The sequence below is a fragment of the Escherichia sp. MOD1-EC6300 genome, from assembly GCF_002965045.1.
GTDB lineage: Bacteria > Pseudomonadota > Gammaproteobacteria > Enterobacterales > Enterobacteriaceae > Escherichia > Escherichia coli_F.
Genome location: NZ_PTRH01000003.1, coordinates 20445 through 36363, shown reverse-complemented (window position 1 = coordinate 36363; position 15919 = coordinate 20445). Strand labels below are relative to the sequence as shown.

The following is a 15919-nucleotide window of genomic DNA, read 5'->3' as shown; positions in this document are numbered from 1 at the left end:
TATCAAAAATCGCTCATTTCAAATAGGCTTGTTCCCGATTACACAAATAAAAGCATATTATTTATTAACTTTTAAATAATTACACCTATAATTATAACAATTAATATATATGCATTATCATTATATTAAACTTAAGATAATTGAGATAAAGAGTATTGTCGTTAATATAAATTGAGTCCATTGGATAAACTTGACTCATGTTATGTCTTGCGTAGAAGGATCTAAACACACTTAACTTCGAACTTTCATTAACACATTAATTTTGTCCGACTAAATGAGCGATTTTTGATAGAAAAATATCTTTACTTGTTTAAAAAATTACTCAATTTGATAACAAACGATTGAGTAAGTAAGTACCCTCAAAAAGCAACGATTATCTTATTATGCGGCGAATTTAGTACTTTAACATTAAAAGGAAATAATTATGCACCCTAGATTTTTTACATCATGCACTCCCCGTCTTCCGGAAAGATTTCCAGAAAAATGCCCCCCAAAAGTTTTGCATTCATGGTTTGATAATGGCGCAAAAAAATTTAATGAGGAATTTGCACGCTGGAAAGAGCTCGGGCGTGAAAATGATTTCAATAATCAGTTTATAAGTTCATATATAAATAATAATATCAGCACCTACCAGAATATATCAAATGGTTTACATAATAATATTAATACAATACATGATTTATTAATTGAAAACACATCAAGAATGCCGCTTTCGGAAAGTTTAGACACATTATTAGTTATGGGACAGTTATTTGAAAGTGAATATAACAGAATATTCGCAAATATACCTTTGTTTGCAAACCTCTTTAAAGCAGCCCTAATACAATATATAACAAACAATAACACACTACTAATTGAAATATATAAAAACGCTCTAAATAAAATTCATAATAAAGAGGCCATAAGTTTCATTATTCAGAATATTTTTACTCAATCGATAGATGATCCCTGCTTTTACGAACCGTGCAATTTACATTTTTTACTTGATATCGCTAACAATTATGTCTTTTCTTTTAAAAAAGAGATGTTATTATCAGAACCACACTTACAAAACTCATTCCTGGAAATAATCAATCATTTTAATAATGATGAAGACAAAATAAGAGGTATTATTTTATTTATTTCTTATCTTGAAAATCTAGCTATTAAAATCAAGATTAACTTAAAGGATTTCCTGGAGAAGCTAAGATTTTCTAATATAAAAATTAAGATTGAACTCTATACCCATTTATTCAAAGCATTACCTGAAATAAAAGGGAGCGATATTATATCACTATATTTTACTATTGAATCAGCCTATAAAGAAGATATGCCAAAACAATTAACTGAACTATTAAATTTAGTTACAAACATTCCTGACATTGAAGATAAATTTCAATTCATAACTAAATTGGGTCATGCATACTGCCTCTCCGGAATTAATCTTTCAGATTACTCAACCTTTCTTTTAAAATTATTTCAGGATACTAAAGTAAACAGATTATGTGATTATTATAAGTTAAGAGTTCCTGGTGAACCAGAGTATCAACTTAGAATACCTTTAGATGGGTTGACATTTCAAATGCTTAGTGAACTGTACAGAGTATCGCCAGAAAACGTTTTCATTTTCGATGAACTTTTTCGAGAAATGATTGATTTCAGCACATTCGAAGGACGAGTGAGTTATTACAACACCATACTTTATTTAATAAACCAGAATACCGAAAGCATCAATAAAATAAATCTATTTAGCCATTTGATTAAACGTCTTCCATTATGTAATTTCAAAACTCAAGACTTTGAAACAAGATTAATACTTGCATTGCCTGAGTTAACAATCGAGCATGTGAATAAAACCGTATTAGAATATTTAAACGAGCTTACTGATATGTACAAAAGAAAACCATATTTAATTCTCACTGACCATGATAAATATTTTAGCTTTATCAAATATGCATTTAACAATGGAAATATTAAGATATCAAATGCCTTGATTGACGTCATAGAGAAAATAAATACAGAAAATCCTACTTCCCAGAGAACAAAAAGAAATCTTTCTGTATTAACGCAACCATTCAAAACATGCCAAATTTTATGAATAACGTAAATAAGTAATGAGTTTTAGTTTAGCACATCAACGTACCAGAGCCGCTTGCAACTCTGGTACGCTTCCTTTTTCACCAGTGTAACTGCACTATGCATGTTAACTGCTTTTGAACATAACAAGCGAAACCGAGCATTTTCCCATCTCCAACATCACGAAGCCGCAATGAACAATTCACGCAGCTGATGCAACTGGTCACGAATTTGCGCCGCTTCTTCGAACTCCAGATTCTGCGCGTGTTGCATCATTAGCCCTTCCAGTTCATGGATTTTCTGCTGCAACGCTTTAGGCGACATATCCATCGGCACATTATCCGGCTCAACAATCGGTCGCGATTTTCCTCTGCCCTTCGCTTTGGTTTTAGCAATGTTCTGCCCCAGCGCCAGGATATCGACCACTTTCTTGTTCAAGCCTTGCGGCGTAATGCCGTGTTCCTCGTTGTACTTCTGCTGTTTCTCGCGGCGACGTTCGGTTTCGCCAATCGCTTTCGCCATTGATGGGGTGATCTTATCGCCGTAGAGAATCGCTTTACCGTTAACGTTACGTGCCGCACGACCAATGGTCTGGATCAACGAACGTTCGGAACGCAGGAAGCCTTCTTTGTCGGCGTCGAGGATCGCCACCAGCGAAACTTCCGGCATATCCAGACCTTCGCGCAGTAAGTTGATCCCTACCAGCACGTCGAACTCACCCAGACGCAAGTCGCGGATGATTTCCATGCGCTCGACGGTATCGATATCTGAGTGAAGATAACGCACACGCTCGCCGTGTTCTTCGAGATATTCCGTAAGATCTTCCGCCATCCGCTTAGTCAATGTTGTGACCAGCACGCGTTCGTTAATTGCCGCTCGCTGGCGAATCTCCGAAAGAAGATCATCAACCTGTGTTGCCACCGGTCGCACTTCGATAATCGGATCAAGCAATCCGGTTGGACGTACGACCTGATCCACCACATCACCACCGGATTTTTCCAGCTCGTAATTACCCGGCGTCGCCGAAACATAGATGGTTTGTGGCGCTAATGCTTCGAACTCTTCAAACTTCAGCGGACGGTTATCCAGCGCTGATGGTAGGCGGAAACCGTACTCCACCAGCGTCTCTTTACGCGCCCGGTCACCGCGATACATACCGCCAATTTGTGGAATGGTGACGTGAGATTCATCGACGACCAGCAACCCATCGGCAGGCAGGTAATCAAACAGCGTCGGCGGTGGCTCACCTGGTCCACGGCCGGAGAGGAAGCGTGAGTAGTTTTCAATGCCCGAGCAATATCCCAGTTCGTTCATCATCTCCAGGTCAAACTGGGTACGCTGAGTCAGCCGCTGCTCTTCCAGAAGTTTGTTGTTCTCTAACAGCACCTTGCGTCTGGCGGCCAGTTCTTCTTTAATTTCTTCCATCGCCTGCACAATGCGCTCGCGCGGCGTGACGTAGTGCGTTTTCGGGTAGATGGTAAAACGTGGAATAGTAGAAACAATCTGCCCGGTTAGCGGGTCAAATAACGACAATCGTTCAACTTCCTCATCAAACAGCTCCACGCGAAGTGCAATGTCATCCGATTCTGCCGGGAAGATATCAATCACCTCGCCACGAACGCGGAAAGTGCCACGCTGGAAGGCTTGATCATTCCGGGTGTATTGCAGCTCCGCCAGTCGACGCAGGATCGCGCGCTGATCGATAATCATACCGACCGTAAGATGGAGCATCATCTTGAGATATAAATCAGGATCGCCCAGACCATAAATCGCGGAAACAGACGCCACCACAACCACATCACGCCGCTCCAGCATCGCTTTGGTGGCGGACAAACGCATCTGCTCGATATGTTCGTTTACCGAGGCATCTTTCTCAATGAAGGTGTCGGAACTCGGAACATAGGCTTCCGGCTGATAGTAGTCGTAGTATGAGACGAAATATTCCACCGCGTTTTCCGGGAAGAACTCTTTCATTTCGCCGTACAGTTGAGCCGCCAGCGTTTTGTTGGGCGCCAGTACCATGGTTGGGCGCTGAAGGTCAGCAATGACATTGGCGATGGTGAAGGTTTTCCCGGAGCCAGTTACACCGAGTAACGTCTGGTGCGCCAGGCCATCTTCCAGCCCCTCTTCGAGACGTCGAATCGCCTCTGGCTGATCGCCAGAAGGTTTAAAAGCGGAATTCAGTTTGAACGGTTTACTCATGAGTCGCTACCTGAAGGAGTTGGGCGGGCAGGTATGTAATTTTACTCGTCGTACTTAATTATGCCAACAAATTATACTGGATAAAAAAACAGTTCCCCACCATAATATTTCTGTTACAGCGTAAACTCCGCTGTCAATCATGAGCAAAATTTACTCTGTGGCGAGATAAAACTCCGGCCTTACGGGGTTATCCCCAAAGCAACGGCTTTTTTAACATTTGTCAAGATGAGTGATGACAGTTTTATGGCAAGAGATGCCTCTTCAGTGACTGCCATTGCAATTATCTAACCAGTTAAAAAATAAAAGATATTTCTTTGAGCCGTCTTTAACGCCAATTCGCGTGCAAGCCGCGTATTCTCTCGCTTGCCTCGTGTTTTCTAACTCTAATACACATGGTTATCCACAGGAATAGTGGATAACTGTCTGCAGCCCCTATCCCCCGCCGCCTGGGCAATTCCCACATTCACCGCATGATGCGGAAGTAAAATTTTTTTCGTGATTATTTTAGAATTTAATTGGTTAAATTGCAGTCAACCGAAGACGCGATCTCGCTCGCAATTTAACCAAATACAGGATGGCTACAACAAGGCAAGGTTTATGTACTTTCCGGTTGCCGCATTTTCTGGATTTTCTGCAAGCCAGGGAATTTCGCCCAGCAGCGGCGCGGGAATCATGCGGGTGAGCGTGGTCATATATTCAGCGTGACGTTTTCCAGGAGGCGTGACATCATTCGCCACCCAACCCGCCAGAGTGAGTCCGGCGTGTTGTATTGCCTGTGCCGTCAACATCGCGTGATTAATACAGCCGAGTTTCACACCAACTACCAGTATCACCGGCAGTTGTTCCTGTGTTACCCAATCCGCAAAAGTGAAAGTGTCAGAAAGCGGCGTAAACCAGCCGCCAGCACCTTCCACTAACACCCAGTCAGCCTGTTGTTCAAGCGCGCGTAATCCAGCGCTCATTACCGATGATTCTATCGGCCTGCCCTCTAGCGCGCTAATGATGTGCGGCGAAGTGGGTTCTGCAAAGGTGTAAGGATTTACCGTTGCGTAATCCAGCTGCAGGCTGCCGTTGTGCTGTAACGCCAGCGCGTCACTATTACGTAAGCCGTCCGGGGTCTTTTCGCTGCCAGAGGCGACCGGTTTATAACCTGCCGTCCGATAACCTGCTGCCTTCGCGGCTTGTAAAAGTGCACAACTGGCGACAGTTTTCCCCACTTCGGTATCCGTTCCGGTGACAAAATAACGTTTACTCACGAGCAATCACTCCCAAAAAAAGATGATACGTCAGAGGATATCGCCCCTGTTGTTGCGGCCAGGCCAGTTGCAATCGCTGCAACTGCGAACGCGTTAATATTCGTGGGTAGCGCCCTTCATGAAGATGCGTTGCACCGATGCCTTTCAGCGAACGCATGGCACTGAGCGCATCATCAAACCAAAGCGTGATGGGCAGAATATGGTGTTGATAATTAACGCCGTTCAGCGACTGTTCGATTTCATCTGGCGGTAAAAAGCGATTAGCATGCGGGCGCTCGTTCACCGCCTGCCACGCCTGATGCAGTTCGGGGAGCGATCCCTGCACCAGCGTGGTAAACGCGACCACGCCTCCGGGGCGCACCACGCGATACAGCTCGCGAAGTGCCGTGGATAAATTACCGCACCACTGCACCGCGAGATTGCTCCATGCAAGATCGAAGGTTGCAGTCGCTAACGGCAGGGATTCGATATCTCCCGCCAGATAATGGTCTGCGGCATCCTTCTGGCGTGCCTGAACAAGCATTGGCGGCGAGAGATCTAACGCTGTCACCTGCGCGTGACGTTCCCGCCAGTGGCGACTCATCCAGCCAGGTCCACAACCCGCATCCAGTACGTGGGTGTATTTACGCTGTGGGAGCATTGCCAGTAAGACGTCAGCACTCTGGCGCTGTAGATCCGCATGTTGCTCATAATGTGCGGCTGCCCGACCAAATGCCGCAGCAATGGCTTGTTTATTAACCGTTGCCATGCAGCACCTCCAGCAGACGGTCGATATCCTGCATTTCATGCGCGGCGGTTAGCGTTAAGCGCAGTCGCGCAGTACCAGCGGGTACGGTTGGCGGGCGAATCGCCGTGACCCAGCAGCCTTGCTGGCGCAGTTTTTCTGCCAGTTGTAACGCACGGCTGTTATCACCGACAATCAATGGCTGGATGGCGCTGTATGAATCAGCAAGCGTAAACGGCAAATCCTGTACTCCGGCACGAAAACGCGTAATGAGTGCCGCCAGTTTTTCGCGCCGTGCATCACCCTCATCACTGCGAATGACCGCCAGCGACGCACGTAATGCCTGCGCCTGAGCGGGCGGCATACTGGTGCTGTAAATAAGATGGCGGGCAAATTGCAGTAGATAATCCGCCACCGTATCGGAGCAAAGCACCGCTGCCCCGCTGACGCCAAATCCTTTGCCAAAAGTCACCACCAGAAGTTCCGGTTTCACCTGCTGTTGCCAGCAGCTACCGCGCCCCTGTTCACCGATCACGCCCGTGCCGTGGGCATCGTCGACCATCAACCAGCCGTTGTGCTGTTGCGTTACCTGCTGGATTTCCGCCAGTGGCGCACTATCGCCGTCCATGCTGAACACGCCTTCTGTCACCACCAGTTGCTGCCCCGGACAGGGGGAAGCAAGCAGTCGCGCCAGATGAGCGACATCGTTATGGGTAAAACGGCGAAGCTGCGACGGGCTTAAACTGGCAGCTTCCAGCAATGAGGCGTGACTCAGCCGATCGGCAACAATACGGTCCTCTTTCGCCGTCATCGCGGTAATGACTGCCTGGTTAGCGGCAAAACCAGAGATAAACAGCAGTGCCCGCGAATAGCCCAGCCACTCGGCCAGTTCTTCTTCCAGCGCCTGATGCGCCACGCTATAACCGCTGACGTGACCGGAACCGCCGCTACCGACGCCAAATTGCTCCGCACCCTGCTTCCATGCACGGATGATGTGCGGATGATGACTTAAACCTAAATAATCGTTACTGGAAAAGTTCAGATACTGGCATTCATCCGCCACCAGCCAGCGTCCGGCCCCTTGCGCCACCGGATAACGGCGACGCAGGGCATCGGCAGCACGCCGCGCATCGAGCGCCGCGTTGATTTTCTCCTGCCAGCTCATAGTGCTGCCGCGTTGTAATATTCGTCGGTGTCCGGGGTCATCAGCGCCTGTTCAAGACGTTGCTGTTGTTCGTTATCGCCCGCCAGCACTGCGGTTTGCTGCGGATTTAACCCCAGTTTGCGGAACAGTTGCAGGTCTTTATCTTCTTCCGGATTCGGCGTGGTCAGCAATTTGCAACCGTAGAAAATCGAGTTTGCGCCAGCCATAAAGCACATCGCCTGAGTCTGTTCGTTCATCTGCTCGCGTCCGGCAGAAAGGCGCACGTAAGAGGTCGGCATCATGATCCGCGCGACTGCAATAGTGCGAATAAAATCAAAGGCATCGACATCATCGTTATCTGCCAGTGGAGTGCCTTTCACCTTCACCAGCATGTTGATTGGTACGCTTTCCGGCGGCGTCGGCAGGTTTGCCAGTTGCAGCAATAATCCAGCGCGATCTTTTACCGTTTCGCCTAAACCTACAATGCCACCTGAACAGACTTTGATCCCGGCATCACGCACTTTTTCCAGCGTGTCGAGACGTTCCTGATAAGTGCGTGTGGTGATGATATTGCCGTAAAACTCCGGCGAGGTGTCGAGGTTGTGGTTGTAGTAATCCAGCCCGGCATTCGCAAGGCGCTGCGCCTGAGATTCACTCAACGTGCCCAGCGTCATACACGCCTCCAGGCCCATCGCTTTTACCCCCTGCACCATCTGTTCCAGGTACGGCATGTCGCGTTCGTGGGGATTCTTCCACGCCGCGCCCATACAGAAACGTGTCGATCCCGCCGCTTTCGCTTTTCGCGCCGACTCCAGCACCTGTTCAACTTCCATCAACCGCTCAGCTTCCAGTCCGGTTTTATAACGCGAGCTTTGCGGGCAGTATTTGCAATCTTCCGGGCAAGCTCCGGTTTTAATTGACAGCAAAGTACTGACCTGCACCTGACGAGGATCGAAATGCTGACGATGCACCTGCTGCGCTTCAAACAGCAGATCCAGCAACGGTTTTTCAAATAATTCTGTGACTTGCGACAATGTCCAGCGTGGGCGGTGAGCCATGGGGCTTCTCCAAAACGTGTTTTTTGTTGTTAATTCGGTGTAGACTTGTAAACCTAAATCTTTTCAATTTGGTTTACAAGTCGATTATGACAACGGACGATCTTGCCTTTGACCAACGCCATATCTGGCACCCATACACATCCATGACCTCCCCGCTACCGGTTTATCCGGTGGCGAGCGCCGAAGGTTGCGAGCTGATTTTGTCTGACGGCAGACGCCTGATTGACGGTATGTCGTCCTGGTGGGCGGCAATCCACGGCTACAATCACCCGCAGCTCAATGCGGCAATGAAGTCGCAAATTGATGCCATGTCGCATGTGATGTTTGGCGGTATCACCCATGCGCCCGCTGTCGAGCTGTGCCGCAAACTGGTGGCAATGACGCCGCAACCGCTGGAATGCGTTTTTCTCGCGGACTCCGGCTCCGTAGCGGTGGAAGTGGCGATGAAAATGGCGTTGCAGTACTGGCAAGCCAAAGGCGAAGCGCGCCAGCGTTTTCTGACCTTCCGCAATGGTTATCATGGCGATACCTTTGGCGCGATGTCGGTGTGCGATCCAGACAACTCAATGCACAGCCTGTGGAAAGGCTATCTGCCAGAAAACCTGTTTGCTCCCGCGCCGCAAAGCCGCATGGATGGCGAATGGGATGAACGCGATATGGTGGGCTTCGCACGTCTGATGGCGGCGCATCGTCATGAAATCGCGGCGGTGATCATTGAACCGATTGTTCAGGGCGCTGGCGGAATGCGCATGTACCATCCGGAATGGTTAAAACGAATCCGCAAAATGTGCGATCGTGAAGGTATCTTGCTGATTGCTGACGAGATAGCCACCGGTTTTGGTCGTACCGGCAAACTGTTTGCCTGCGAACATGCGGGGATCGCGCCGGACATTTTGTGCCTCGGTAAAGCCTTAACCGGCGGCACGATGACCCTTTCCGCCACGCTCACCACGCGCGAGGTTGCGGAAACCATCAGTAACGGTGAAGCTGGCTGCTTTATGCATGGGCCTACTTTTATGGGCAATCCACTGGCCTGCGCGGCAGCAAACGCCAGCCTGGCCATTATCGAATCTGGCGACTGGCAGCAGCAGGTAGCGACTATTGAAGTACAACTGCGCGAGCAACTGGCTCCTGCCCGTGACGCCGAAATGGTTGCCGATGTGCGCGTGCTGGGAGCGATTGGCGTGGTCGAAACCACTCGTCCGGTGAATATGGCAGCGCTGCAAAAATTCTTTGTCGAACAGGATGTCTGGATACGACCATTTGGCAAACTGATTTACCTGATGCCGCCCTATATTATTAGCCCGCAACAGTTGCTGCGCCTGACCACAGCGGTTAACCGCGCGGTACAGGATGAAACATTTTTTTGCCAATAGCGGGAAGTCAGCGTGAGGGTTTCTGGCTACACTTTCTGCAAACTAGAAAGGAGGGTTCATGAAACTCATCAGTAATGATTTACGCGATGGCGATAAGCTGCCGCATCGTCATGTCTTTAACGGCATGGGTTACGATGGCGATAATATTTCACCGCATCTGGCATGGGATGATGTTCCTGCGGGAACCAAAAGTTTTGTCGTCACCTGCTACGACCCGGATGCGCCAACCGGCTCCGGCTGGTGGCACTGGGTAGTTGTTAATTTACCCGCTGATACCCGCGTATTACCGCAAGGGTTTGGATCTGGTCTGGTAGCAATGCCAGACGGCGTTTTGCAGACGCGTACCGACTTTGGTAAAACCGGGTACGATGGTGCAGCGCCGCCGAAAGGCGAAACCCATCGCTACATTTTTACCGTTCACGCGCTGGATGTAGAACGTATTGATGTCGATGAAGGTGCCAGCGGCGCGATGGTCGGGTTTAACGTTCATTTCCACTCTCTGGCAAGCGCCTCGATTACTGCGATGTTTAGTTAATCACTCTGCCAGATGGCGCAATGCCATCTGGTATCACTTAAAGGTATTAAAAACAACTTTTTGTCTTTTTACCTTCCCGTTTCGCTCAAGTTAGTATAAAAAAGCAGGCTTCAACGGATTCATTTTTCTATTTCATAGCCCGGAGCAACCTGTGAACACATTTTCAGTTTCCCGTCTGGCGCTGGCATTGGCTTTTGGCGTGACGCTGACCGCCTGTAGCTCAACACCGCCCGATCAACGTCCTTCTGATCAAACCGCGCCTGGTACCTCTTCTCGCCCGATTCTGTCGGCAAAAGAAGCGCAGAATTTCGATGCTCAACACTATTTTGCGTCCCTGACGCCAGGTGCTGCAGCGTGGAATCCTTCCCCGATTACTCTGCCTGCACAACCTGACTTTGTTGTCGGTCCGGCGGGTACTCCGGGTGTAACGCATACCACGATTCAGGCGGCGGTAGATGCGGCAATTATCAAGCGTACCAATAAGCGCCAGTATATTGCCGTGATGCCTGGTGAATATCAGGGAACGGTGTATGTCCCTGCCGCTCCGGGTGGAATTACCGTTTATGGTACAGGTGAAAAACCGATTGATGTGAAGATTGGGCTTTCCCTTGATGGGGGCATGAGCCCTGCCGACTGGCGTCACGATGTCAATCCGCGCGGCAAATACATGCCCGGTAAACCGGCATGGTATATGTACGATAGCTGCCAGAGCAAACGCAGCGACAGTATCGGCGTTCTCTGCTCTGCGGTCTTCTGGTCACAAAACAATGGCCTGCAACTGCAAAACCTGACCATCGAAAACACGCTGGGTGATAGCGTAGATGCGGGTAACCATCCGGCGGTGGCACTGCGTACTGATGGCGATAAAGTGCAGATCAACAACGTCAACATTCTCGGTCGTCAGAATACCTTCTTTGTGACCAACAGCGGTGTACAGAACCGTCTGGAAACCAATCGTCAACCACGTACGCTGGTGACGAATAGCTATATTGAAGGGGATGTGGATATCGTTTCTGGTCGCGGCGCAGTGGTGTTCGATAATACCGAATTCCGCGTGGTGAACTCCCGTACCCAGCAAGAAGCGTATGTGTTTGCACCGGCTACGCTGTCTAACATCTATTACGGTTTCCTCGCCGTAAACAGCCGCTTCAATGCTTCCGGTGATGGCGTGGCGCAACTGGGCCGCTCGCTGGATGTTGATGCCAATACCAACGGTCAGGTGGTGATCCGTGATAGCGCCATCAACGAAGGTTTTAACACGGCTAAACCGTGGGCCGATGCGGTGATTTCCAATCGTCCGTTTGCGGGTAATACTGGCAACGTTGATGATAACGACGAAGTACAGCGTAATCTGAATGACACTAACTACAACCGCATGTGGGAATACAATAACCGCGGCGTGGGTAGCAAAGTGGTTGCAGAGGCGAAGAAGTAAAAGCGATTAACTTTTTGCCGGATGCGGCGTAAACGCCTTATCCGGCCTACAGTTCGATGCGATTCGTAGGTCAGATAAGATACGTCAGCATCGCATCCGACAATAAGTGCCGGATGCGGCGTAAACGCCTTATCCGGCCTACGGTTCGATGCGATTCGTAGGTCGGATAAGATGCGTCAGCATCGCATCCGACAATAAGTGCCGGATGCGACCTACATTCACATGGCGCTTTTTACATCTGACGGTTTTTATTGAAGTTAATCAAACTACCCGCCTTGATAATCTCGCGCTCTTCAGCAGTCAGACTTTCCATATAGAGCGTAATCTCTGTTACCGGCGCATCTTCATGGATCACATAACCTTTAAACGTCGTCCCCGGATTATCCAGCGCCGCTTTAATGCCAGGGATGTAAATGTAATCGCCCACTTCAAAGTTCGGTGCTTCCGCCATTTGCAGCGGTAACATCCCCCAGTTGATGACGTTAGAACGGTAGCGTTTAGTCGCGTATTCCTCGGCAATATTCGCCAGACCGCCAATCACACGCTGGCAACTCGCCGCCTGCTCACGCGCAGAACCATCGCCTGGTTTCACCGCATAGACCATGCTGCCAATTTCAGTTTGCAGCGGATCAATATGCTCCTGACCAGCAATCTGCTTAATGCGCGCAAACACCTCTGTCAGCTCGCTGACATTGCCCGCCAGACGCTGATTTTCCAGCTCGGCAGTCGCTTTACTTCTGCCAACATAGCCCGGATCACGGCGTAACAGGGTAAACTCCGCCAAACCAATCGGATTTGAACGATAAGAAGAGGTTTCACCGGAAGGAATCAATTCGTCGGTGGTGGTCACTTCGTCGAGGATCTTCGAGCACACTTTGAGGACGATATTGTCAGTCAGCGCCCCCAATTCCGGCCAGTCTTTGATGTTCGGTCCGTAGATCAGCGATTGCTGGGTCGCCCCTTTCACAAAGCCCTGATAGACGCGATTTTTATACGGCGTGACATCGAAGGCATACTCCGGCACGATGTCCCAGCAGTCCAATTCACTTGCAGAGGTTAAATAACCACCGTTTGCGGCTGTTGCAGCGATAGAACGGGCATCCATCAACGCCACCGCTGACATCTGACCGTTGGCTGGCTTAGAGCCTTCGCGATTCGGGAAGTTACGCGTGGTGTGGCGAATACTCAAACCGTTGTTGATTGGCGTGTCGCCCGCGCCAAAGCATGGGCCGCAGAACGCGGTTCTGATGATTGCGCCTGCGCCAATCAAATCTGCTACCACGCCTTTTTTGGCTAAATCCATAAACACCGGCTGTGATGATGGATAAACCGCCAGCGAGAAGGTGTCATTGCCACAGGATTGACCGCGCAGCGCATTAGCTGCAGCGATAACGTTTTCATAGTTACCGCCAGAACAGCCCGCGATAATCCCCTGCTGCACTTTCAGGCGACCATTTTCGACTTTATCCAGCAATGAGAGTTTGGCTTTCCCGTGCGCCACGCGCTCGGACTCAATTTCAATCTCACGCAGAATGTCAGTCAGGTTCTGGTTCAGCATGTCGATTTCATACACGTTGCTCGGGTGGAACGGCAGCGCAATCATTGGTTTGATGGCACTCAAATCAACGCTGATGCAGCCATCGTAGTACGCCATCGGTTGAGGGTTAAGCTGACAATAATCCTGGCCGCGACCGTGCAGCGCCAGCCAGTTATGGACTTCTTCATCAGTTTGCCAGACAGAACTTAAACAGGTCGTTTCAGTGGTCATAACGTCAACGCTGTTACGGAAATCGGTAGAGAGCGCCGCAACACCGGGACCTACGAATTCCATCACTTTGTTTTTGACGTAGCCGTTTTTGAACACGGCACCAATGATAGCCAGCGCCACATCCTGCGGCCCCACATACGGCGCAGGTTTTCCGGTCAAATGCACCGCAACAACTCCCGGATAGTCGATATCCCAGGTGTCATTAAGCAGCTGTTTTACCAACTCACCGCCACCCTCACCGACTGCCATTGTCCCTAATGCACCGTAACGGGTGTGGCTGTCTGACCCGAGGATCATTTTGCCGCCTCCTGCCATCATCTCACGCATATATTGATGGATGACCGCAATATGTGGAGGCACAAAAATACCGCCATAACGCTGCGCTGCCGATAAACCAAAAACATGGTCATCACCGTTAATGGTGCCGCCGACGGCGCAGAGTGAGTTATGGCAGTTGGTCAGCACATACGGCAGCGGGAAACGTTCCATACCGGACGCTTTAGCGGTCTGTACAATACCAACAAAGGTAATATCGTGAGAGGCTAATGAATCAAACTTAATTTTAAGTTTGTCCATATTTCCGGACGTATTATGAGAAGAGAGAATAGACCAGGCAATAGTGCCTTTTTTGGCTTCTTCTTTTTTAATTTCGCCGCTGAAATGTTCTTCGGCAATTATTTCGTTATTACTGGCGAGAAACACGCCTTTTTCAGATAACTTGATCATCAAATGCTCCAGATATCTGCGCACCGTTAAGTGCGCAGAAAGATAATAAATGGATATACTCTAAATAATTCGAGTTGCAGGAAGGCGGCAAGCGAGTGAATCCCCAGGAGCTTACATAAGTAAGTGACTGGGGTGAGCGAACGCAGACGCAGCACATGCAACTTGAAGTATGACGAGTATATTTACAGCATGTTCCAGCCGATCAGCATATTCCACCACCACACGCCGAGGGTGATATGTACCAGGAAGGTTAATATCGTCAGTACCGCACCGACCAACCACCAGGATTTAATATCGTTATAGCCTACGCCGAAGATGACCGGACCTGCCGCACCGCCATAGTGAGTAACCATGCCGCCATAGGAGTTGGAGAAAAGCAGCGCCAGCGCAGTTAACATTAACGGTGCGCCGGAGACGTTCGCCAGCATGGCAAATACCGGTAACATGGCAACGATATAGGCACTACCGGAAGCAAAGAAATAACGCACGATGATGCTAAGGAAAATAATAACGAAGAAAGCTACGTTACCATGGCCGTCAAATGCCAGGTTATTTTTAAAGACTTCAGCTAACCATTCGAAGAATTTAACTTTCGATAATAAGGAGCTTAAGCCGATAATACCGCCGTACCAGATTAAGGTATTCCAGCCGCCTTTATTTTTCACCACGTCTTCCCAGGTAACGATCCCCAGCAGCAGCATGGTCGCCATAACAACGATTGCCACAGTGGATTCATCTACCCCGAGCGTTTTACTGAAAATCCAGCCCAACAGCGCCAGCACAAAGACACCGAGCAGCATTTTTTCGCGGATTTTCATCGGCCCCAGTTCAGCAAGGCCCGCTTTGGCGATGGTTTTGTTATCCACTTTCTTAATTTCTGGCGGATACATGGTGTAAATCACCAGCGGAGTGACCAGCAGCATAATGATGCCCGGCAATCCAGCAGCCAGCGCCCATCCACCCCAACTAATTTGTAGGTGCAGAATATCATTGATCATTTTCAGCGCCAGAATGTTCCCCGCCATTGCGGTAAAGAACATATAGCTGGTGGTTTTAGTGACCATGTAAATGGACATCATCAGGTAATGTCCAACACGACGTGGGCTTTTTTCAGGTTCTGACCCCAAAGCCACCGCCACGCTGTTGATGATCGGTAACACAATGCCGCCCGCACGCGCGGTGTTAGACGGTGTTGCCGGAGCCAGTACCAGATCGAGGAATACCGTAACGTAACCCAGCCCCAGGGTAGTGCTACCAATTTTGCCAATCAATAAATAGGCAATACGTTTACCTAACCCTGTGGTCACAAATGCGGCGCTTAAGGTAAACGCCGAGAACACCAGCCAGGTGGTACCTGAAGAGTAACCGCTTAATACGGCGGTAGTCTTAAATGCACCATCGGATAAATTACCGACCACCACCATTGAGGCAGCAACGGCAATTAACAGTACGACAGGTTCCGGGAAAGGCTTGATAACCAGCCCGACGATTGCTGCCAGGTAAATACCAAAAAGCACCCACGCCAGTTCGCTTAATCCTGCCGGAGCTGGCATAAAGCCAATAATACATGGGATCGCTAATATCAGAATTAGCTTCCATAACGATTTTTTATTCATTTAAAATCCTGTTCTTTCTGTATG

Annotated in this window: 11 protein-coding genes; 4 read left to right on the top strand and 7 right to left on the bottom strand. The window is 49.1% G+C overall.

What is annotated here, in order from left to right; translation table 11 throughout:
* Positions 1 to 424 precede the first annotated feature (424 nt).
* The gene (locus BGE37_RS05200; protein ID WP_000553521.1) at positions 425 to 2077 is read left to right on the top strand and encodes a hypothetical protein; all 1653 of its coding nucleotides are present in this window, start codon (positions 425 to 427) and stop codon (positions 2075 to 2077) included.
* Between the two features lie 158 nt (positions 2078 to 2235).
* Here the strand turns inward: BGE37_RS05200 and uvrB are convergent, their stop codons facing one another.
* The 5 genes from uvrB to bioB all read right to left on the bottom strand — a co-directional run bounded on the left by uvrB (position 2236) and on the right by bioB (position 8439).
* Positions 2236 to 4257, bottom strand: coding sequence for an excinuclease ABC subunit UvrB (gene uvrB / locus BGE37_RS05195; protein ID WP_000042541.1), 2022 nt, complete (start codon positions 4255 to 4257; stop codon positions 2236 to 2238).
* A gap of 578 nt (positions 4258 to 4835) precedes the next feature.
* A complete protein-coding gene (gene bioD, locus BGE37_RS05190; protein ID WP_000044826.1) occupies positions 4836 to 5513 on the bottom strand; it encodes a dethiobiotin synthase in 678 nt (225 codons plus the stop codon).
* Positions 5506 to 6261, bottom strand: a complete 756-nt coding sequence (bioC, locus tag BGE37_RS05185; RefSeq protein WP_105287833.1) for a malonyl-ACP O-methyltransferase BioC — start codon at positions 6259 to 6261, stop codon at positions 5506 to 5508. Before bioC ends, bioD begins: the two co-directional genes overlap by 8 nt.
* Positions 6248 to 7402, bottom strand: a complete 1155-nt coding sequence (gene bioF, locus BGE37_RS05180) for an 8-amino-7-oxononanoate synthase (protein WP_032302731.1) — start codon at positions 7400 to 7402, stop codon at positions 6248 to 6250. Before bioF ends, bioC begins: the two co-directional genes overlap by 14 nt.
* A complete protein-coding gene (bioB, locus tag BGE37_RS05175; RefSeq protein WP_000951213.1) occupies positions 7399 to 8439 on the bottom strand; it encodes a biotin synthase BioB in 1041 nt (346 codons plus the stop codon). The genes bioF and bioB overlap by 4 nt, the downstream gene beginning before the upstream one ends.
* An 86-nt stretch (positions 8440 to 8525) precedes the next feature.
* Between bioB and bioA the strand changes: the two genes are divergently transcribed.
* The 3 genes from bioA (at position 8526) to BGE37_RS05155 (ending at position 11785) form a co-directional block, all read left to right on the top strand.
* On the top strand, positions 8526 to 9815 hold the full coding sequence (gene bioA / locus BGE37_RS05170; protein WP_105287832.1) for an adenosylmethionine--8-amino-7-oxononanoate transaminase: 1290 nt from the start codon (positions 8526 to 8528) through the stop codon (positions 9813 to 9815).
* A gap of 58 nt (positions 9816 to 9873) precedes the next feature.
* Complete coding sequence (locus tag BGE37_RS05165) at positions 9874 to 10350, top strand: kinase inhibitor (RefSeq protein ID WP_000767391.1); 477 nt, start codon at positions 9874 to 9876, stop codon at positions 10348 to 10350.
* 151 nt (positions 10351 to 10501) lie between these two features.
* Positions 10502 to 11785, top strand: a complete 1284-nt coding sequence (locus BGE37_RS05155; RefSeq protein ID WP_039021614.1) for a putative acyl-CoA thioester hydrolase — start codon at positions 10502 to 10504, stop codon at positions 11783 to 11785.
* Between the two features lie 232 nt (positions 11786 to 12017).
* On the opposite strand, the gene BGE37_RS05150 is transcribed toward BGE37_RS05155, so the two are convergent.
* Both BGE37_RS05150 and BGE37_RS05145 read right to left on the bottom strand, forming a co-directional pair.
* Positions 12018 to 14279: a hydratase gene (locus tag BGE37_RS05150; protein ID WP_105287831.1), complete on the bottom strand. Its 2262-nt coding sequence runs from the start codon at positions 14277 to 14279 to the stop codon at positions 12018 to 12020.
* Between the two features lie 182 nt (positions 14280 to 14461).
* The gene (locus BGE37_RS05145; RefSeq protein WP_001036488.1) at positions 14462 to 15895 is read right to left on the bottom strand and encodes an anion permease; all 1434 of its coding nucleotides are present in this window, start codon (positions 15893 to 15895) and stop codon (positions 14462 to 14464) included.
* Positions 15896 to 15919: the final 24 nt, after the last annotated feature.

What these genes read in the sequence shown, in the direction of transcription:
- BGE37_RS05200 (WP_000553521.1), top strand. Translation starts at nt 425, where the DNA reads ATGCACCCTAGATTTTTTACATCATGCACTCCCCGTCTTCCGGAAAGA.
- bioF (WP_032302731.1), bottom strand. Translation starts at nt 7,402, where the DNA reads ATGAGCTGGCAGGAGAAAATCAACGCGGCGCTCGATGCGCGGCGTGCT.
- BGE37_RS05145 (WP_001036488.1), bottom strand. Translation starts at nt 15,895, where the DNA reads ATGAATAAAAAATCGTTATGGAAGCTAATTCTGATATTAGCGATCCCA.
- bioA (WP_105287832.1), top strand. Translation starts at nt 8,526, where the DNA reads ATGACAACGGACGATCTTGCCTTTGACCAACGCCATATCTGGCACCCA.
- BGE37_RS05165 (WP_000767391.1), top strand. Translation starts at nt 9,874, where the DNA reads ATGAAACTCATCAGTAATGATTTACGCGATGGCGATAAGCTGCCGCAT.
- bioB (WP_000951213.1), bottom strand. Translation starts at nt 8,439, where the DNA reads ATGGCTCACCGCCCACGCTGGACATTGTCGCAAGTCACAGAATTATTT.
- BGE37_RS05150 (WP_105287831.1), bottom strand. Translation starts at nt 14,279, where the DNA reads ATGATCAAGTTATCTGAAAAAGGCGTGTTTCTCGCCAGTAATAACGAA.
- uvrB (WP_000042541.1), bottom strand. Translation starts at nt 4,257, where the DNA reads ATGAGTAAACCGTTCAAACTGAATTCCGCTTTTAAACCTTCTGGCGAT.
- bioC (WP_105287833.1), bottom strand. Translation starts at nt 6,261, where the DNA reads ATGGCAACGGTTAATAAACAAGCCATTGCTGCGGCATTTGGTCGGGCA.